Below are 17,145 nucleotides of genomic sequence, written 5' to 3' on the forward strand. Positions count from 1 at the left end.
TTTAGGCACGGGTATTGCTACGTCCCTCGCAACGTTCCGTTTCACTGACGGTCAGCCAAGCGAGAGAGCACGATGCCCCAAGCCGCCCAGATGTCTCCTGTCCTTGATGCTTCGGGACAACCGTCGTCCGTAGAGCTGGCGAGCCGGCTTGGCCTTGAGCAGGCATTTTCGCTGTTCAACCAGATGTCCAGTCAGTTGACCGATTCCTACAGCATGCTTGAAGCCCGGGTAACCGAGCTCAAGGGTGAATTGGCAGTGGTCAGTGCCCAGCGCATGCAGGAGCTGGCGGAAAAAGAACGCCTGGCCAACCGCCTGCAAAACCTCCTTGATCTCTTACCCGGCGGCGTCATCGTCATTGACGCCCAGGGCATCGTGCGCGAAGCCAATCCGGCGGCGTGCGAGTTGCTGGGGTTGCCGCTGGAAGGTGAATTGTGGCGCCACGTCATTGCCCGCTGTTTTGCGCCGCGCGAAGACGATGGTCATGAAGTCTCCCTCAAGGATGGTCGGCGCCTGTCGATCGCCACGCGCTCGCTGGACGCCGAGCCTGGCCAGTTGGTGTTGCTCAACGACCTGACTGAAACCCGTCACCTGCAGGATCAACTGGCCCGTCATGAGCGGCTGTCGTCGTTGGGGCGCATGGTCGCTTCGTTGGCTCATCAGATACGCACGCCGTTGTCCGCCGCGTTGCTGTATGCCAGTCATTTGACCGAGCAAGAGCTGCCGGTCGCTACCCAGCAGCGCTTTGCCGGGCGCCTCAAGGAGCGCCTGCACGAGCTGGAGCACCAGGTGCGCGACATGCTGGTTTTCGCCCGGGGCGAGTTGCCGCTGACCGATCGCGTGACGCCCGCTCAGTTGATGCAATCGTTGCAAGCGGCAGCGCTGACCCACGTACAGGATCTGCCGATCCGCTGGCAGTGCGACAGTCATTCGGGGGAATTGCTGTGCAATCGCGACACCCTGGTCGGTGCGATCCTCAATCTGATCGAGAACGCCATCCAGTCCAGTGCCGGTCCATTGCGCCTCAAGATTCACCTCTATACCCGCGGCAATTACCTGCACCTGTGCGTCAGCGACAGTGGCTCCGGTATCGATGCCGCCGTTCTGGCGCGATTGGGCGAACCCTTTTTTACCACCAAGGCCACTGGCACAGGTCTTGGCCTGACCGTGGTCAAGGCAGTGGCGCGTGCTCATCAGGGACAATTGCAGTTGCGCTCGCGACTCGGTCGCGGCACTTGCGCGCAAGTTATCCTGCCGTTGTTCAGCAGCGCTCAAGGAGCGGAGTGACACAGATGGGTATCAAGGTTCTGCTGGTCGAGGACGACCGCGCGTTGCGCGAGGCGCTGGCCGATACGCTATTGCTCGCGGGGCACGATTACAAGGCGGTGGGTTCGGCAGAGGAGGCGTTGCTTGCCGTCGGCGGCGAGTCCTTCAGCCTGGTGATCAGCGACGTCAACATGCCGGGTATGGACGGCCACCAGTTGCTGGGCCTGTTGCGAGCGCGGCAGCCGCAATTGCCGGTGTTGCTGATGACGGCTCACGGCGCGGTCGAGCGTGCGGTCGATGCGATGCGCCAAGGTGCGGTGGACTATCTGGTCAAACCATTCGAGCCCAAGGCGTTGCTCGATCTGGTGGGGTGTCATGCCCTGGGCAGTCTCGGTCTGGCTGAGGGTGAAGGGCCGATAGCATTCGAGCCGGCGAGCGCGCAGTTGCTCGAATTGGCAGCGCGGGTCGCACGCAGCGATTCCACGGTGTTGATCTCGGGTGAGTCGGGCACGGGCAAGGAAGTGCTGGCGCGCTACATCCATCAGCATTCTCATCGCGCCAATCAGCCATTCATTGCGATCAACTGTGCGGCGATCCCGGACAACATGCTCGAAGCGACCTTGTTCGGGCACGAGAAGGGCTCCTTCACCGGTGCCATTGCCGCGCAAGCCGGCAAGTTCGAGCAGGCCGACGGCGGCACCATTCTGCTCGACGAAATTTCCGAAATGCCCCTGGGGCTCCAGGCCAAATTGCTGCGCGTACTGCAAGAACGTGAGGTCGAAAGGGTTGGGGCGCGCAAGCCGATCACGCTGGACATTCGTGTAGTCGCCACCACCAATCGCGACCTGGCGGGTGAAGTGGCAGCGGGGCGCTTCCGTGAAGATCTTTACTATCGCCTGTCAGTGTTTCCCCTGGCCTGGCGTCCGTTGCGCGAGCGTACCGCCGACATCCTGCCGCTGGCCGAGCGTCTGCTGGCCAGGCACGTCAATAAAATGAAGCATTCACCGGCCAGATTGTCCCCCGAGGCCCAGGCGTGTCTGATCGCTTATCCGTGGCCGGGTAACGTGCGTGAGCTGGACAACGCGATTCAGCGAGCGTTGATTCTGCAGCAGGGTGGCTTGATCCAGCCGCAGGATTTCTGCCTGGCCGGGCCGGTGGCTTGCGCTCCATTGCCTGCGTTGGCGCAGGCGCCGGTGCGTCCAGTGGAAGTCGAGGCCGAGTCGGCCGGTGCGCTGGGCGATGATCTGCGTCGCCGAGAATTCCAGATGATCATCGATACCCTGCGCGCCGAGCGCGGTCGTCGCAAAGAGGCGGCCGAGCGCCTGGGTATCAGCCCGCGGACCCTGCGCTACAAGCTGGCGCAAATGCGCGATGCCGGTATGGATGTGGAAGCCTATCTGTTCGCCACCTGATCCTGTTCCTGTAGGAGCGAGCTCTGCTCGCGATGGTCGTTAACGATAATGCGGGGCGTCAGGATAAACGCGGCGTTCTTCAGTTCATCGCGAGCAAGCTCGCTCCTACAGCGGCTAGCGGCGATGAGAAGGGCTTTTGTGAAACAAGGCCATGGAGCTGGCACCCTTGTTGCTAACACCTCATGACCCGCCGAGTGAGTGTCAAAAAATTGCGGGTCGTCAAAGAGAGAAACCATGAGCCAAGGTATTGAATTCAATCGGTTGATGCTGGATATGCGCGCCATGCAAATGGATGCCATGTCTGCGCCGAAATCGACTGCCGTTCCTGAAGTGTCGGGCAGCAGCTTTTCCGACATGCTCGGTCAGGCCGTCAATAAAGTGAACGACACCCAACAGGCTTCCACGCAGTTGGCCAGTGCGTTCGAAATCGGCAAAAGCGGCGTCGATCTTACAGACGTGATGATCTCATCGCAGAAAGCCAGCGTGTCCTTCCAGGCATTGACCCAGGTGCGCAACAAACTGGTTCAGGCCTACCAAGACATCATGCAGATGCCGGTTTAAAGGACGAGATTGAGTCATGGCAGAAGCAGTCGCCGATAACGTTCCGGCCAAGGCCACTCCAATAGACGGCAAACCGCCGCTGTTCGGGTTGTCCTTCCTGGAAAACCTCTCCGAGATGACCATGTTGCGTCAGGTGGGCCTGTTGGTCGGCCTGGCGGCGAGCGTGGCGATTGGTTTTGCCGTGGTGTTGTGGTCCCAGCAACCGGACTACCGGCCTCTGTACGGCAGCCTTGCCGGCATGGACGCCAAGCAGGTCATGGATACCCTGGCCTCCGCCGATATCCCGTACACCGTCGAACCCAATTCCGGTGCCTTGCTGGTCAAGGCCGATGACCTGTCCCGAGCGCGGCTCAAGCTCGCGGCCGCTGGTGTCACTCCCAGCGACGGCAACATCGGTTTTGAAATCCTCGACAAGGAGCAGGGGCTTGGCACCAGCCAGTTCATGGAAGCGACCCGCTACCGTCGCGGCCTCGAAGGCGAACTGGCCCGCACCATTTCCAGCCTGAACAACGTCAAGGGTGCCCGCGTACACCTGGCGATCCCGAAAAGTTCGGTGTTCGTGCGCGACGAACGCAAGCCAAGCGCTTCGGTTCTGGTTGAACTCTATTCCGGTCGCTCCCTCGAGCCAGGCCAGGTCGTTGCCATCATCAATCTGGTAGCGACCAGCGTTCCCGAACTCAGCAAATCGCAGATCACCGTGGTCGACCAGAAGGGCAACCTGCTCTCCGATCAGGCGGAAAACTCCGAACTGACCATGGCTGGCAAGCAGTTCGACTACAGCCGTCGCATGGAAAGCATGCTCACTCAGCGCGTGCACAACATCCTGCAGCCGGTGCTGGGCAACGACCGTTACAAGGCCGAAGTCTCGGCCGACGTGGATTTCAGTGCGGTCGAATCGACTTCCGAGCAATTCAACCCGGATCAACCGGCGTTGCGCAGCGAGCAGTCGGTCAACGAACAACGTACCGCCAGCAATGGCCCGCAAGGCGTGCCGGGTGCCTTGAGCAACCAGCCTCCAGCGCCGGCCTCCGCACCGCAAACCACCGGCGGCACTCCGGGGGCAGCCGGCATGGTGCAGCCGGGCCAGCCGCTGGTTGATGCCAATGGCCAGCAAATCATGGACCCGGCCACCGGTCAGCCGATGCTCGCTCCGTACCCGGCAGACAAGCGTCAACAATCGACCAAGAACTTCGAACTCGACCGATCCATCAGCCACACCAAGCAGCAGCAGGGCCGGTTGAATCGCCTGTCGGTGTCGGTGGTGGTCGATGATCAGGTCAAGATCAATCCGGCCAGCGGCGAAACCACCCGTGCGCCATGGAGCGCCGATGAATTGGCGCGCTTCACTCGCCTGGTTCAGGACGCGGTCGGCTTCGATGCCAGCCGTGGTGACAGCGTCAGTGTGATCAACATGCCGTTCTCCGCCGAGCGCGGTGAAGCGATTGCCGAAATTCCGTTCTACTCCCAGCCGTGGTTCTGGGACATCGTCAAGCAAGTGCTGGGTGTGCTGTTCATTCTGGTGCTGGTATTCGGTGTGCTGCGTCCGGTGCTCAACAATATTACCGGTGGTGGCAAGGGCAAGCAGTTGGCCGGTATCGGCAGCGACGTCGAGTTGGGTGGCATGGGCGGTCTGGATGGCGAACTGGCCAACGACCGTGTCAGCCTCGGTGGCCCGACCAGCATCCTGTTGCCGAGCCCGAGCGAAGGCTATGACGCTCAGTTGAACGCAATCAAGAGTCTGGTGGCAGAAGACCCGGGTCGTGTGGCCCAGGTCGTGAAAGAGTGGATTAACGCAGATGAGTGATAACCGAGCCGTTGCCGCCAAACTGTCCAAGGTCGACAAAGCCGCAATCCTGTTGCTGTCCCTGGGGTCCACCGACGCTGCCCAGGTGCTGCGCCACATGGGCCCCAAAGAGGTTCAGCGCGTGGGTGTGGCCATGGCCCAGATGGGTAATGTGCACCGCGAGCAGGTCGAACAGGTGATGAGCGAGTTCGTCGATATCGTCGGCGACCAGACCAGCCTGGGCGTCGGCTCCGACGACTATGTGCGCAAGATGCTCACCCAGGCTCTTGGCGAAGACAAGGCCAACGGCCTGATCGACCGCATCCTGCTCGGTGGCAACACCAGCGGCCTCGACAGCCTGAAGTGGATGGAGCCGCGCGCCGTCGCCGACGTGATCCGTTATGAACACCCGCAGATCCAGGCGATCGTGGTGGCGTATCTCGATCCGGACCAGGCCGGTGAAGTGCTCGGCAACTTCGACCACAAGGTGCGGCTCGACATCATCCTGCGGGTCTCTTCGCTGAACACCGTACAGCCAGCGGCCCTGAAAGAGCTCAACCAGATTCTCGAGAAGCAGTTCTCCGGCAACTCGAATGCCTCGCGCACCACCCTGGGTGGCATCAAACGCGCGGCGGACATCATGAACTTCCTCGACAGCTCGATCGAAGGCCAGCTCATGGACTCGATCCGCGAAGTCGACGAAGACCTGTCCGGTCAGATCGAAGACCTCATGTTCGTGTTCAACAACCTGGCCGATGTCGACGACCGCGGGATTCAGGCGCTGCTGCGCGAGGTGTCCTCCGATGTGCTGGTGCTGGCCCTCAAAGGGTCGGACGAAGGCGTCAAGGAGAAGATCTTCAAGAACATGTCCAAGCGTGCCGCCGAACTGTTGCGCGACGACCTGGAAGCCAAGGGCCCGGTGCGCGTCAGCGACGTGGAAACCGCGCAGAAGGAAATCCTCACCATCGCCCGCCGTATGGCCGAAGCCGGGGAAATCGTTCTCGGCGGCAAGGGCGGCGAGGAAATGATCTAACACCATGGTCAAGAATGATGATGCACCCACTGACCTGATCCGGGCCAGGGATGTCAGTGGTTTCGATACCTGGGCGCTACCCAGTTTCGACCCGCCGGAGCCCGAGCCGGAACCTGAGCCTGAACCCGAACCGCCGGAAATGGAAGAAGTGCCGCTGGAGGAAGTCCAGCCACTGACCCTCGAAGAGCTCGAAAGCATTCGCCAGGAAGCCTATAACGAAGGCTTCGCGGTGGGTGAGAAGGAAGGTTTCCACAGCACCACGCTCAAGGTCCGTCAGGAAGCCGAAATGGCCCTGACCGCCAAGATTGCGGCGTTGGAGCAACTGATGACGCACCTGTTCGAGCCCATTGCCGAACAGGACACCGAGATTGAAAAGTCCCTGGTCGACCTCGTGCAGCACATCACCAGACAGGTGATTCAGCGCGAACTGGCCATCGACTCGACGCAGATCGAACACGTCATGCGCGAGGCGCTCAAGCTCTTGCCGCTGGGCGTGGGCAATGTACGGCTGTACATCAATCCGCAGGATTTCGAACAGGTCAAAGCCCTGCGCGAACGTCATGAAGAAACCTGGCGCATCGTCGAGGACGAAGCGTTGTTGCCTGGCGGTTGCCGGGTCGAGACAGAACACAGCCGCATCGACGCCACGGTCGAAACCCGTGTCGCGCGGGTGATGGACAAGCTGTTCGATCAGTTGCACGAGCAGGCCTTGCACCCGGCCGCGCCGGACCTGAGCCTGGAACTGCCGATCGAAAGTAAGCCTGCGGTCGCACCGGCTCAGGATGTTCCCGATGCGCCTTGAACGCACCAGTTTCGCCAAGCGCCTGGGCAGCTATGCCGAGGCCACGGGACTGGAGGGCGCACCGATCCTCGAAGGCCGCCTGCTACGCATGGTCGGCCTGACCCTTGAAGCCGAAGGCCTGCGCGCCGCCATGGGCAGCCGCTGCATGGTCATCAACGACGACAGCTATCACCCGATGCAGGTCGAAGCCGAGGTGATGGGCTTCTCCGGCAGTAAAGTCTTCCTGATGCCAGTCGGCAGTGTCGCCGGCATCGCGCCCGGTGCCCGAGTGGTGCCCTTGGCCGATACCGGTCGCCTGCCCATGGGCATGAGCATGCTCGGGCGGGTGCTGGATGGCGCCGGTCGTGCGCTGGACGGCAAGGGCGGGATGAAGGCCGAAGACTGGGTGCCAATGGACGGCCCGACCATCAACCCGCTCAAGCGCGAACCGATCAGCGAACCGCTGGACGTGGGCATCCGTTGCATCAATGGCATGCTGACGGTCGGCCGCGGCCAGCGGCTCGGCCTGTTCGCCGGTACCGGTGTCGGTAAATCCGTGCTGTTGGGGATGATGACGCGCTTTACCGAGGCCGACATTATCGTCGTCGGGCTGATCGGTGAGCGGGGGCGTGAAGTTAAAGAATTCATCGAGCACATCCTCGGTGAAGAAGGGCTCAAGCGTTCGGTAGTGGTGGCGTCCCCGGCGGACGATGCGCCGCTGATGCGACTGCGCGCCGCCATGTACTGCACGCGCATCGCCGAATATTTCCGCGACAAGGGCAAGAACGTCCTGTTGCTCATGGATTCGCTGACCCGTTTCGCCCAGGCCCAGCGGGAAATCGCCTTGGCCATCGGCGAGCCGCCGGCGACCAAAGGCTATCCGCCGTCGGTATTCGCCAAGCTGCCGAAACTGGTGGAGCGGGCCGGTAATGCCGAGAAGGGTGGTGGTTCGATCACCGCGTTCTACACCGTGCTGTCCGAAGGCGATGACCAGCAGGACCCGATTGCCGACTCGGCGCGGGGCGTGCTCGACGGGCACATCGTGCTGTCCCGGCGACTGGCCGAGGAAGGTCATTACCCGGCCATTGATATCGAGGCATCCATCAGCCGGGTGATGCCGGCGGTGGTGTCGCCGGAGCACATGATGCGAGCGCAGTATTTCAAGCAATTGTGGTCGCGCTATCAGCAGAGTCGCGACCTGATCAGCGTCGGCGCCTACGTCGCTGGCGGCGACCGCGAGACCGACCTGGCGATTTCCTTGCAACCGCAGCTGGTCAAATACCTGCGCCAGGGGCTCAACGACAGCATCAGCCTGGGCGAAAGCGAAGCTTACCTCGCGTCGATCTTCGCGCCCGCGGCAGGCGGCTAACCGGCCATGGCCCAGACTCGGGCAGGGCGCCTGGCCCCCGTGGTGGAAATGGCCGAAAAGGCCGAGAAAACCGCAGTCCAGCGCCTGGGGCACTTTCAGGGGCAAGTGCGTTTGGCCGAAAGCAAACTCGCCGACCTCGAAGCCTTCCGTCTCGACTATCAGGAACAATGGATCGTGCGCGGCAGCGGCGGCGTCTCGGGCCAATGGTTGCTGGGCTATCAGGGCTTTCTCGCGCAACTGGGCACGGCCATCGACCAGCAGCGGCAAAGCCTGGCCTGGCATCAGAACAACCTGAACAAGGCCCGGGAAACCTGGCAGCAGGCGTTTGCCCGGGTCGAGGGTTTGCGCAAGCTGGTTCAGCGCTATGCCGATGAGGCGCGGGCGCTTGAAGACCGGCGCGAACAGAAACTGTTGGATGAATTGTCCCAGCGCCTGCCACGGCAGGATCACCTGTAGGAGCGAACTCGCTCGCGATGAACCTGTGAGCGCACGGGGGTGTCAGGTTTACAGCGATAACGATTCGACAGTCACCACAACCTACCGCCTTGCTCCAACCTCTACCAAATGCTAAACCTTGTGCAAGCGGGTTTACCAATGACAAGGAAGCCATGAAATGTCAGTCGTTACAGAACTCTCTCCGGATGGGCAAAAACTGACGATATCGGTCAAGGGACGATTCGATTTCGCCAAGCATCAGGAGTTTCGTCAGTCCTACGAAAATAAAGAGATATCGGCGGTTGTGGTCGACCTGAAAGACGCCACTTACCTCGACAGCTCGGCGCTGGGCATGCTGCTTTTGCTGCGTGATCACGCCGGTGGCGACGAATCCGATGTCCGCGTCGTCAACAGCAGTACCGACGTGCGCAAGATCCTCGCCATCTCCAACTTCGACAAGCTGTTCGACATCAGTTGATTGCCATGCAGCCACTGGAGCCGCTGACGATCCTGATTGCCGAGGATAGCGCCGCCGATCGCCTGCTGTTGTCGAGCATTCTGCGCCGCCAGGGGCACGAAGTGCTGACGGCGGCCAACGGTGCCGAAGCGGTCGAGGTGTTTCGCCAGCAATCACCGCACCTGGTGTTGATGGATGCGCTGATGCCGGTGATGGACGGCTTCGAGGCGGCCCGGCAGATCAAGGCTCTGGCCGGGGAAACCCTGGTGCCGATCATCTTCCTCACGTCGTTGTCCGAAAGCGAAGCCCTGGCCCGTTGCCTGGAAGTCGGCGGTGACGACTTTCTGGCCAAGCCCTACAACCAGGTGATTCTCGCTGCCAAGATCAAGGCGATGGATCGCTTGCGGCGCTTGCAGGACACCGTGCTGCAACAGCGTGACCAGATCGCCCGGCACCACGACTACCTGCTCAACGAACAGCGTGTGGCCAAGGCCGTTTTCGACAAGGTGGCGCACTCCGGCTGCCTGAATGCCGCTCCGAATATCCGTTATCTGCAATCGCCCTATGCGCTGTTCAACGGCGACCTGTTGCTGGCCGCGTTCACCCCGGCTGGAGACATGCACGTGCTGCTGGGCGATTTCACCGGCCACGGTTTGCCAGCGGCAGTGGGTGCGATGCCCTTGGCCGAGGTCTTCTACGGCATGACCGCCAAGGGCTATGGCCTGGCGGAAATCCTGCGCGAGATGAATGCCAAGCTCAAGCGCATCCTGCCGGTGGACATGTTCTGCTGTGCCACGTTGCTGTGCCTGAGTTTTCAGCGTCGTTCGGTGGAAGTCTGGAATGGCGGCATGCCGGACGGTTACCTGCATCGCGTTGCCAGTGGCGAGCGAACGCCTCTGCCTGCGCGGAACCTGCCTTTGGGTGTGCTGAGCCCGGAATCCTTCGATGAGCGTACCGACGTGTATCCCATGGCCCTCGGGGATCGGGTGTTTCTGCTGTCCGATGGGGTGATCGATACCTGCGACGCCAATGATCAACTGTTTGGCGCGCAGCGATTGCAGCAAGTGTTTGCCGCCAATCGGCATCCGAATGCGCTGTTCGAAGAGATCGAGCAGGCGCTGCGTCATTTCGGCGGTGAAGCGCGTGACGATGTCAGTATGGTCGAAGTCAGCCTGCTGGAGTCGACGCAAATCACTCCGCCGGCGTTGGTCTACTCCGACAGCGGCCAGTCCTGCCCGCTGGACTGGTCGGTAAGTTTCGAGTTTCGCGCCGCCACGCTCAAGCGCTTCAATCCGTTACCCTATCTGTTGCAGTTGTTGCTTGAGGTCCATGGTCTTCGGGCTCAGAGCGGTGCGCTCTACAGCGTGCTGGCGGAGCTCTACTCCAATGCGCTGGAGCATGGCGTGCTGGGGCTGGATTCGAGTCTCAAGCGCGATGCCTCGGGTTTTGCGCGATATTATCAAGAGCGCAATGCCCGGCTGGACGAGCTGCTGGATGGTTATGTACGGTTGCATTTGCAGGTGACGCCAACGGACGATGGCGGTTGCCTGACCATTCACATCGAAGACAGCGGCAAGGGTTTCGATGTCGAGCGGGTGATCGCAAGACCTTTGGAAGACGTCCGCCTGTCGGGGCGAGGGGTCAGTCTGATCCGCCAGTTGGGGCGTAATGCCCGCTGGAGCGACAATGGTCGAAGTGCACGCGTGGAGTTTATCTGGGAGGCTCTGGCATAATCCGCGCATTCTTGATCAAGGAGTGAGCAAGTGGACGACACACATGTGGATCGCGACGTGCTGAGCGTATTGCAGGAAGTGATGGAAGGGGGCTATCCGGATCTGCTGGATATCTTTCTTGCGGACTCCGAAGAGCGCCTGAAAGTCTTGAGAACGGCTGACAGTGCTGCACTGCTGGTTGAAACCGCCCATAGCTTCAAGGGCAGCAGCAGCAATATGGGCGCCCTGAGGCTGACCGAGCTGTGCCATCAACTTGAGCTGCAGGCCAGAAGTTTGCCATGCACCGCCGTTCAGGAACTGGTCGGCGAAATCGATCGCGAGTTCGCCGGTATCCGGCCTCTGTACGAAGCTGAACGACAGCGTTGCCCGGCGAAAATCTGAGCACACGCTGCATTTGGTCCTCTTCGAGTGAAACTGGCTCGACCTTTGCAATCAACTCATCCAACTGTACTTACGAGCCCCGTGCAGCGGAGACCGTTTCATGCCCGTTACCCCCGATATTCTGTTTCAGGCCTCCAGGCAGGCCAAGACTCAAGCTGGCTCCGCCAATCCTCCGGCGCAGACCTCTGAGCCCGGGGGCAAGGCCGCAAGCTTCGCTGATGTCTACGCCGATCAGGCGCAAAGCAAGCCCACTGCGTTGGCGGATGCGTCGCTCAAGCCGGGTCGCGACAAAACCAGCGATGTTGCCGGAACCAAAGACGCTGGTGACGACAAGTCTGCCGCCGAGGAACCGGTGGTTGCCGATGGCGGCAAATCCTTGCCTGCCGAGAGTTCGGTGCAGGCTGGCGACAAGGTCGCTGGCGATGATGCGTCAGATGCCGACCCGGCTCCGGTCGTTGACGCCGCACTGCTGGATCCGGCGCTTGATCCTACATTGCAATCCATCGTATCGGCACCGGTAGCCCCCGCCGTGGTCGACACGGTGCAACCTGTCGTTGATGCGCCGGTTGCCGCTACGGCAATGGCTACGGCTGTACTCGCTCCAGCGCTGGCCACTGCCGAGGGCGATTTCGATCCCTCGACCGATCCGCTCGACGCATTGCCGGCGGTGCGCCTGGCGATGGAGCAGGGCGGTCACGTATCGGCTTCCAGCCAGGCGCAGCCCAAGGCTGCACCGACACAGGCGCAAGCCCAGGCTGACGCAGAGCTGACGCCAGAGCAAAACTTTGCCGCCGGCATGGCGACCCTGTTGGGTGTTAAGGGCGACAAGAGCGACACCAGCCCGGGTGAAGACAAGGCTTTCAGCGGCTTGATCGATGATGGCCTGAAGGATCTCAAGTCCGCCAGCAGCGACACCCGTGTCGATGATTTCGCCAACCGTCTGGCAGCGCTGACCCAGGCGGCCACACCGAAGACAGCCAATGCCTTGCCGGTGAACCAGCCGATCGCCATGCACCAGAGCGGGTGGACCGAAGAGGTGGTGAACCGGGTCATGTACCTGTCCAGCGCCAATCTCAAGGCGGCGGACATCCAGTTGCAGCCCGCTGAGCTCGGGCGTCTGGACATTCGGGTGAACATGGTTCCCGATCAACAGACCCAGGTCACGTTCATGAGTGCGCATCCGGGCGTCCGTGAGGCGCTGGATGGGCAGGTCCATCGCTTGCGCGACATGTTCGCGCAGCAGGGCATGGGGCAGGTCGATGTCAACGTTTCGGACCAGTCCCGTGGTTCGCAGCAGGGGCAGGAACAAGCCCGGCAAGGTCAGAGCGGGCGGACCAGTGCCAGCGGCGGTCGCCTCGATTCAATGGATGATGACATCACCCCAAGCGTCGCTGAAGCGGCGGTCAATACCACCAGCGTGATCGGCTCCAGCGCGGTCGATTACTACGCCTGACCAAACGAACACCTAACCCTGTGGGAGCGAGCTTGCTCGCGATAGCGGTGTAACAGTCGATGAAACTGTTGACTGTTAAAATGCCATCGCGAGCAAGCTCGCTCCCACAGTGGCTTCGTGGTGATCTTCCGATCGAAGCCGGTCCGCCCAGCTCTTCCCGATACTTCTGGCATAACACTTGCTCTTGCCTTGCCGTGCGACTGTGAAAACCCGAATAGTGACGGATTATTGGCATGGCGAAGAGCGACGCAGCAGTAAAAGACCCCGCAACGAAAGGCAAACTCAAGCTGATTATCGTGATCGTGCTGGCCCTGCTGCTGGCGATCGGTGTGTCCGTGGGGGCGACCTGGTACTTCATGCACAGCGCTCAGAGCAAGCCTGCCGCCGCAGTGGAACAAACCGCTCCTGTCGGCAAGCAGCCAGCGATTTTCGAGGCGATGGCGCCAGCTTTCGTGGCCAACTTCAACCAGAACGGTCGCCAGCGCTACATGCAAGTGAGCATCACCATGCTCGCGCGCAACCAGGCGGATCTGGAGGCGCTCAAGGTCCACATGCCGGTGATCCGCAATAACCTGGTGATGCTGTTCTCCGGGCAGGACTTCGCGACCCTCGCCTCGCCGGTCGGCCAGGAAATGCTGCGGCAGAAAGCTACCGCCAGTGTCCAGGAAGTGGCGCAGAAAGAGCTCGGTAAAGTGGTGATCGAACAGTTGCTTTTCACTAATTTCGTACTGCAGTAGGAACACGACATGGCCGTGCAGGACCTGCTGTCCCAGGATGAGATCGACGCGCTGTTGCATGGCGTCGACGATGGTCTGGTACAGACCGAAAACGCTGCCGAACCCGGCAGCGTCAAAAGCTATGACCTGACCAGCCAGGATCGCATCGTCCGTGGACGCATGCCGACCCTGGAAATGATCAACGAGCGTTTCGCCCGCTACACACGCATCAGCATGTTCAACATGCTGCGTCGCTCGGCGGACGTGGCGGTCGGCGGCGTGCAGGTGATGAAGTTCGGCGAATACGTGCACTCGCTGTACGTGCCGACCAGTCTCAACCTGGTCAAGATCAAACCCCTGCGCGGCACCGCGCTGTTCATCCTCGACGCCAAGCTGGTGTTCAAGCTGGTGGACAACTTCTTCGGCGGCGACGGCCGCCACGCCAAGATCGAAGGGCGTGAATTCACGCCGACCGAACTGCGCGTGGTACGCATGGTGCTGGAGCAGGCGTTCGTCGATTTGAAGGAAGCCTGGCAGGCGATCATGGAAGTCAACTTCGAGTACATCAACTCGGAAGTGAACCCGGCCATGGCCAACATCGTCGGCCCGAGCGAGGCCATTGTGGTGTCGACCTTCCACATCGAACTCGATGGCGGTGGCGGCGACCTGCACGTGACCATGCCGTACTCGATGATCGAGCCAGTGCGCGAAATGCTCGACGCCGGCTTCCAGTCGGATCTCGACGATCAGGACGAGCGCTGGGTCAACGCCCTGCGCCAGGACGTGCTGGACGTCGACGTGCCGATCGGTGCGACGGTGGCTCGTCGTCAGTTGCGCCTGCGCGACATCCTGCACATGCAGCCGGGGGATGTGATCCCGGTCGACATGCCGGAAGAAATGATCATGCGCGCCAACGGCGTGCCGGCCTTCAAGGTCAAGATGGGCTCGCACAAGGGCAATCTGGCGTTGCAAGTGATCGAGCCGATCGAGCGCCGTTGACCGGCGCTCGTACCCATTCGCGATTAAACGAATTCTGAATTTTTGCTCGCCGAGGACACTGACAAATGAACACGCAAGACGACCAGGCTCTGGCCGATGAGTGGGCAGCAGCCCTGGAAGAAACCGGTGATGCCGGGCAGGCCGATATCGATGCCTTGCTGGCCGCCGACTCCGGCAGCTCCGCGTCCAACCGCCTGCCCATGGAAGAGTTCGGCAGCGTGCCGAAAAACAACGATCCGGTGAGCCTCGAAGGCCCGAACCTGGACGTGATCCTCGATATCCCGGTGTCGATTTCCATGGAAGTGGGCAGCACCGACATCAACATCCGCAACCTGCTGCAACTGAACCAGGGTTCGGTGATCGAGCTTGATCGCCTGGCCGGCGAGCCGCTGGACGTGCTGGTCAATGGCACGCTCATCGCCCACGGCGAAGTGGTGGTGGTCAACGAGAAGTTCGGCATCCGCCTGACGGACGTGATCAGCCCGAGCGAACGCATCAAGAAGCTGCGCTGAGTGAAAAGGGTTCTCGGGTTTGTATTGGCGATGCCGTTCAACGTGCTGGCGGCTGAGCCTGTCGCTACGGCGACCACGGCTGCCGCGCCGGCGGTGAGCAGCGGTGTGGCTGGGCAACTGACGCAGCTGGTGTTCGGCTTGTTGCTGGTGCTGGGGCTGATCTTCCTCCTCGCCTGGTTGCTGCGTCGGGTCCAGCAGGCAGGTCCGGCTGGCAAGGGGCAGGTGATCGAGATTGTCGGTTCCCGCGCGCTGGGGCCTCGCGACCGCCTGATGCTGGTGCAGGTCGGCAACGAGCAGATCCTGTTGGGCCTGAGCCCCGGCAACATCACTGCATTGCATGTGCTCAAGGAGCCGGTGCAAGTGCCGAGTACCGAGAAGCCGACGCCGGAATTTGCCCAGCGCCTGTTGGAGATGCTGGGTAAAGATCAGAAGGATAAGAAGTAATGGGTGCGCTGCGCATCGCCTTGATGCTGACCCTGATGCTGGCCGCGCCGCTGGCATTCGCCGCCGATCCGTTGTCGATCCCGGCCATCACCCTGGGCACCAATGCGCAGGGTGCGCAGGAATACTCGGTCAGCCTGCAAATCCTGCTGATCATGACCGCGCTGAGTTTTATCCCGGCGTTTGTCATGCTGATGACCAGTTTCACCCGGATCATCATTGTCTTCTCGATCCTGCGCCAGGCCCTGGGCCTGCAGCAGACACCGTCGAACCAGATCCTCACCGGCATGGCGCTGTTCCTGACCCTGTTCATCATGGCGCCGGTGTTCGACCGGGTGAACCAGGACGCCTTGCAGCCGTATCTGGCGGAAAAACTGACGGCCCAGGATGCGGTCGCCAAGGCCCAGGTGCCGATCAAGAACTTCATGCTCGCCCAGACCCGCACCAGCGATCTGGAACTGTTCATGCGCCTGTCCAAGCGCACTGACATCGCGACGCCGGATCAGGCGCCATTGACCATCCTGGTGCCGGCCTTCGTGACCTCCGAGCTGAAAACGGCATTCCAGATCGGCTTCATGATCTTCATTCCGTTCCTGATCATCGACCTGGTCGTGGCCAGTGTGTTGATGGCCATGGGTATGATGATGCTGTCGCCGCTGATCATTTCCCTGCCGTTCAAGATCATGTTGTTCGTGCTGGTGGATGGCTGGGCGCTGATCATCGGCACGCTGGCCAGCAGCTTTGGCGGTGTCTCGCCATGACCCCGGAAGTTGCGGTCGACATCTTTCGCGAAGCGCTGTGGCTGACCACCATGATGGTCGCCGTGCTGGTGATTCCGAGTTTGCTGGTGGGCCTGTTGGTGGCGATGTTTCAGGCCGCCACGCAGATCAACGAACAGACCCTGAGCTTTTTGCCGCGCCTGTTGGTGATGCTGGTGACGCTGATCGTTGGCGGTCCATGGCTGGTGCAGACTTTCATGGAGTACATCCTGCAGTTGTACGGCAGTATTCCGCAGGTCATCGGCTAAGCCATGTCACTGCTTGCACTGACCGATACCCAGATCAGCACCTGGGTGGCGACGTTCATGTTGCCGCTGTTTCGCGTCGGCGCCTTGCTGATGGTCATGCCGGTGTTTGGCACGACCTTGCTGCCCCGGCGCATCCGCCTGTATTTCGCGTTGGCCATCACCGTGGTCATCGCGCCGGGCCTGCCGCCGATGCCTCCGGTCAATGCTCTGGATTTGAGCGGGCTATTGCTGATTGCCGAGCAGATTCTCATCGGTGCGGTGATGGGTTTTTCCTTGCAGCTGTTCTTCCAGGCCTTTGTGGTGGCCGGGCAAATCGTCGCCATCCAGATGGGCATGGGCTTCGCCTCCATGATCGACCCGGCCAACGGCGTATCGACGGCGGTGATCGGGCAGTTCTTCACCATGCTGGTGACGCTGCTGTTCCTGTCCATGAACGGTCATCTGGTGGTGTTCGAGATCCTCACCGAGAGTTTCACCACGTTGCCGGTGGGGGGCGGCCTGATGGTCAACCACTACTGGGAACTGGCCGGCAAGCTCGGCTGGGTGCTCGGTGCGGCGCTGTTGCTGGTACTGCCGGCGATCACCGCGTTGCTGGTGGTCAACATCGCGTTTGGCGTCATGACCCGGGCGGCGCCGCAACTCAATATTTTCTCTGTCGGCTTCCCGCTGATCCTGGTGCTTGGGCTGTTTATCGTCTGGGTCGGGCTGGCGGACATTCTCAACCAGTATCAACCGCTGGCCTCCGAGGCCTTGCAGTTGTTACGCGAAATGGCACGGGCGAGCTGAGTC

Annotated in this window: 19 protein-coding genes; all 19 read left to right on the forward strand. The window is 61.3% G+C overall.

The window, feature by feature from the left end; genetic code table 11:
• Positions 1-90: 90 nt before the first annotated feature.
• The 19 genes from PSJE_RS05330 to fliR all read left to right on the forward strand — a co-directional run bounded on the left by PSJE_RS05330 (position 91) and on the right by fliR (position 17,142).
• The gene (locus PSJE_RS05330; protein WP_167362883.1) at positions 91-1,284 is read left to right on the forward strand and encodes a sensor histidine kinase; all 1,194 of its coding nucleotides are present in this window, start codon (positions 91-93) and stop codon (positions 1,282-1,284) included.
• A gap of 5 nt (positions 1,285-1,289) precedes the next feature.
• Positions 1,290-2,675 carry a sigma-54-dependent transcriptional regulator gene (locus PSJE_RS05335; protein WP_090453824.1) on the forward strand — a complete coding sequence of 462 codons (1,386 nt, stop codon included), beginning with the start codon at positions 1,290-1,292 and terminating at the stop codon, positions 2,673-2,675.
• Positions 2,676-2,909: 234 nt separating this feature from the next.
• Positions 2,910-3,236 (forward strand): flagellar hook-basal body complex protein FliE, encoded by a 327-nt coding sequence (gene fliE / locus PSJE_RS05345; protein ID WP_057715889.1) that lies wholly within the window; start codon positions 2,910-2,912, stop codon positions 3,234-3,236.
• Between the two features lie 16 nt (positions 3,237-3,252).
• Complete coding sequence (gene fliF, locus PSJE_RS05350; RefSeq protein ID WP_057715888.1) at positions 3,253-5,040, forward strand: flagellar basal-body MS-ring/collar protein FliF; 1,788 nt, start codon at positions 3,253-3,255, stop codon at positions 5,038-5,040.
• Positions 5,033-6,052: a flagellar motor switch protein FliG gene (gene fliG, locus PSJE_RS05355; protein WP_007983391.1), complete on the forward strand. Its 1,020-nt coding sequence runs from the start codon at positions 5,033-5,035 to the stop codon at positions 6,050-6,052. The genes fliF and fliG overlap by 8 nt, the downstream gene beginning before the upstream one ends.
• 4 nt (positions 6,053-6,056) lie before the next feature.
• Positions 6,057-6,854 (forward strand): flagellar assembly protein FliH, encoded by a 798-nt coding sequence (fliH, locus tag PSJE_RS05360; RefSeq protein ID WP_090453828.1) that lies wholly within the window; start codon positions 6,057-6,059, stop codon positions 6,852-6,854.
• The gene (fliI, locus tag PSJE_RS05365; RefSeq protein WP_057715886.1) at positions 6,844-8,202 is read left to right on the forward strand and encodes a flagellar protein export ATPase FliI; all 1,359 of its coding nucleotides are present in this window, start codon (positions 6,844-6,846) and stop codon (positions 8,200-8,202) included. Before fliH ends, fliI begins: the two co-directional genes overlap by 11 nt.
• Positions 8,203-8,208: 6 nt before the next feature.
• Complete coding sequence (fliJ, locus tag PSJE_RS05370; protein ID WP_090453830.1) at positions 8,209-8,658, forward strand: flagellar export protein FliJ; 450 nt, start codon at positions 8,209-8,211, stop codon at positions 8,656-8,658.
• Positions 8,659-8,815: 157 nt separating this feature from the next.
• Positions 8,816-9,115 carry an STAS domain-containing protein gene (locus PSJE_RS05375; protein ID WP_090453832.1) on the forward strand — a complete coding sequence of 100 codons (300 nt, stop codon included), beginning with the start codon at positions 8,816-8,818 and terminating at the stop codon, positions 9,113-9,115.
• A 5-nt stretch (positions 9,116-9,120) separates the two neighbouring features.
• Positions 9,121-10,827: an ATP-binding SpoIIE family protein phosphatase gene (locus PSJE_RS05380; protein ID WP_090453834.1), complete on the forward strand. Its 1,707-nt coding sequence runs from the start codon at positions 9,121-9,123 to the stop codon at positions 10,825-10,827.
• A 30-nt stretch (positions 10,828-10,857) separates the two neighbouring features.
• Positions 10,858-11,208: an Hpt domain-containing protein gene (locus PSJE_RS05385; RefSeq protein ID WP_090453835.1), complete on the forward strand. Its 351-nt coding sequence runs from the start codon at positions 10,858-10,860 to the stop codon at positions 11,206-11,208.
• Positions 11,209-11,308: 100 nt separating this feature from the next.
• Positions 11,309-12,661, forward strand: a complete 1,353-nt coding sequence (locus PSJE_RS05390) for a flagellar hook-length control protein FliK (protein WP_090453837.1) — start codon at positions 11,309-11,311, stop codon at positions 12,659-12,661.
• A gap of 233 nt (positions 12,662-12,894) precedes the next feature.
• On the forward strand, positions 12,895-13,398 hold the full coding sequence (gene fliL, locus PSJE_RS05395) for a flagellar basal body-associated protein FliL (protein ID WP_090453839.1): 504 nt from the start codon (positions 12,895-12,897) through the stop codon (positions 13,396-13,398).
• A gap of 9 nt (positions 13,399-13,407) precedes the next feature.
• On the forward strand, positions 13,408-14,376 hold the full coding sequence (fliM, locus tag PSJE_RS05400; protein WP_015096242.1) for a flagellar motor switch protein FliM: 969 nt from the start codon (positions 13,408-13,410) through the stop codon (positions 14,374-14,376).
• A gap of 65 nt (positions 14,377-14,441) precedes the next feature.
• Positions 14,442-14,888, forward strand: a complete 447-nt coding sequence (gene fliN, locus PSJE_RS05405) for a flagellar motor switch protein FliN (protein ID WP_057398370.1) — start codon at positions 14,442-14,444, stop codon at positions 14,886-14,888.
• Positions 14,889-14,918: 30 nt separating this feature from the next.
• The gene (gene fliO / locus PSJE_RS05410; protein ID WP_090453841.1) at positions 14,919-15,332 is read left to right on the forward strand and encodes a flagellar biosynthetic protein FliO; all 414 of its coding nucleotides are present in this window, start codon (positions 14,919-14,921) and stop codon (positions 15,330-15,332) included.
• Positions 15,332-16,090, forward strand: a complete 759-nt coding sequence (fliP, locus tag PSJE_RS05415; RefSeq protein ID WP_057715878.1) for a flagellar type III secretion system pore protein FliP — start codon at positions 15,332-15,334, stop codon at positions 16,088-16,090. The genes fliO and fliP overlap by 1 nt, the downstream gene beginning before the upstream one ends.
• Complete coding sequence (gene fliQ, locus PSJE_RS05420) at positions 16,087-16,356, forward strand: flagellar biosynthesis protein FliQ (protein WP_015096238.1); 270 nt, start codon at positions 16,087-16,089, stop codon at positions 16,354-16,356. The genes fliP and fliQ overlap by 4 nt, the downstream gene beginning before the upstream one ends.
• 3 nt (positions 16,357-16,359) lie before the next feature.
• Positions 16,360-17,142 (forward strand): flagellar biosynthetic protein FliR, encoded by a 783-nt coding sequence (gene fliR / locus PSJE_RS05425; RefSeq protein ID WP_057715877.1) that lies wholly within the window; start codon positions 16,360-16,362, stop codon positions 17,140-17,142.
• Positions 17,143-17,145: the final 3 nt, after the last annotated feature.

The sequence above is a fragment of the Pseudomonas jessenii genome (assembly GCF_002236115.1).
Lineage (GTDB): Bacteria > Pseudomonadota > Gammaproteobacteria > Pseudomonadales > Pseudomonadaceae > Aquipseudomonas > Aquipseudomonas jessenii.

Bases quoted from the DNA above. Each gene is read 5' to 3' on its own strand.
- PSJE_RS05330 (WP_167362883.1), top strand. From the start codon at position 91: ATGTCTCCTGTCCTTGATGCTTCGGGACAACCGTCGTCCGTAGAGCTG.
- PSJE_RS05335 (WP_090453824.1), top strand. From the start codon at position 1,290: ATGGGTATCAAGGTTCTGCTGGTCGAGGACGACCGCGCGTTGCGCGAG.
- fliE (WP_057715889.1), top strand. From the start codon at position 2,910: ATGAGCCAAGGTATTGAATTCAATCGGTTGATGCTGGATATGCGCGCC.
- fliF (WP_057715888.1), top strand. From the start codon at position 3,253: ATGGCAGAAGCAGTCGCCGATAACGTTCCGGCCAAGGCCACTCCAATA.
- fliG (WP_007983391.1), top strand. From the start codon at position 5,033: ATGAGTGATAACCGAGCCGTTGCCGCCAAACTGTCCAAGGTCGACAAA.
- fliH (WP_090453828.1), top strand. From the start codon at position 6,057: ATGGTCAAGAATGATGATGCACCCACTGACCTGATCCGGGCCAGGGAT.
- fliI (WP_057715886.1), top strand. From the start codon at position 6,844: ATGCGCCTTGAACGCACCAGTTTCGCCAAGCGCCTGGGCAGCTATGCC.
- fliJ (WP_090453830.1), top strand. From the start codon at position 8,209: ATGGCCCAGACTCGGGCAGGGCGCCTGGCCCCCGTGGTGGAAATGGCC.
- PSJE_RS05375 (WP_090453832.1), top strand. From the start codon at position 8,816: ATGTCAGTCGTTACAGAACTCTCTCCGGATGGGCAAAAACTGACGATA.
- PSJE_RS05380 (WP_090453834.1), top strand. From the start codon at position 9,121: ATGCAGCCACTGGAGCCGCTGACGATCCTGATTGCCGAGGATAGCGCC.
- PSJE_RS05390 (WP_090453837.1), top strand. From the start codon at position 11,309: ATGCCCGTTACCCCCGATATTCTGTTTCAGGCCTCCAGGCAGGCCAAG.
- fliL (WP_090453839.1), top strand. From the start codon at position 12,895: ATGGCGAAGAGCGACGCAGCAGTAAAAGACCCCGCAACGAAAGGCAAA.
- fliM (WP_015096242.1), top strand. From the start codon at position 13,408: ATGGCCGTGCAGGACCTGCTGTCCCAGGATGAGATCGACGCGCTGTTG.
- fliN (WP_057398370.1), top strand. From the start codon at position 14,442: ATGAACACGCAAGACGACCAGGCTCTGGCCGATGAGTGGGCAGCAGCC.
- fliO (WP_090453841.1), top strand. From the start codon at position 14,919: ATGCCGTTCAACGTGCTGGCGGCTGAGCCTGTCGCTACGGCGACCACG.
- fliP (WP_057715878.1), top strand. From the start codon at position 15,332: ATGGGTGCGCTGCGCATCGCCTTGATGCTGACCCTGATGCTGGCCGCG.
- fliQ (WP_015096238.1), top strand. From the start codon at position 16,087: ATGACCCCGGAAGTTGCGGTCGACATCTTTCGCGAAGCGCTGTGGCTG.
- fliR (WP_057715877.1), top strand. From the start codon at position 16,360: ATGTCACTGCTTGCACTGACCGATACCCAGATCAGCACCTGGGTGGCG.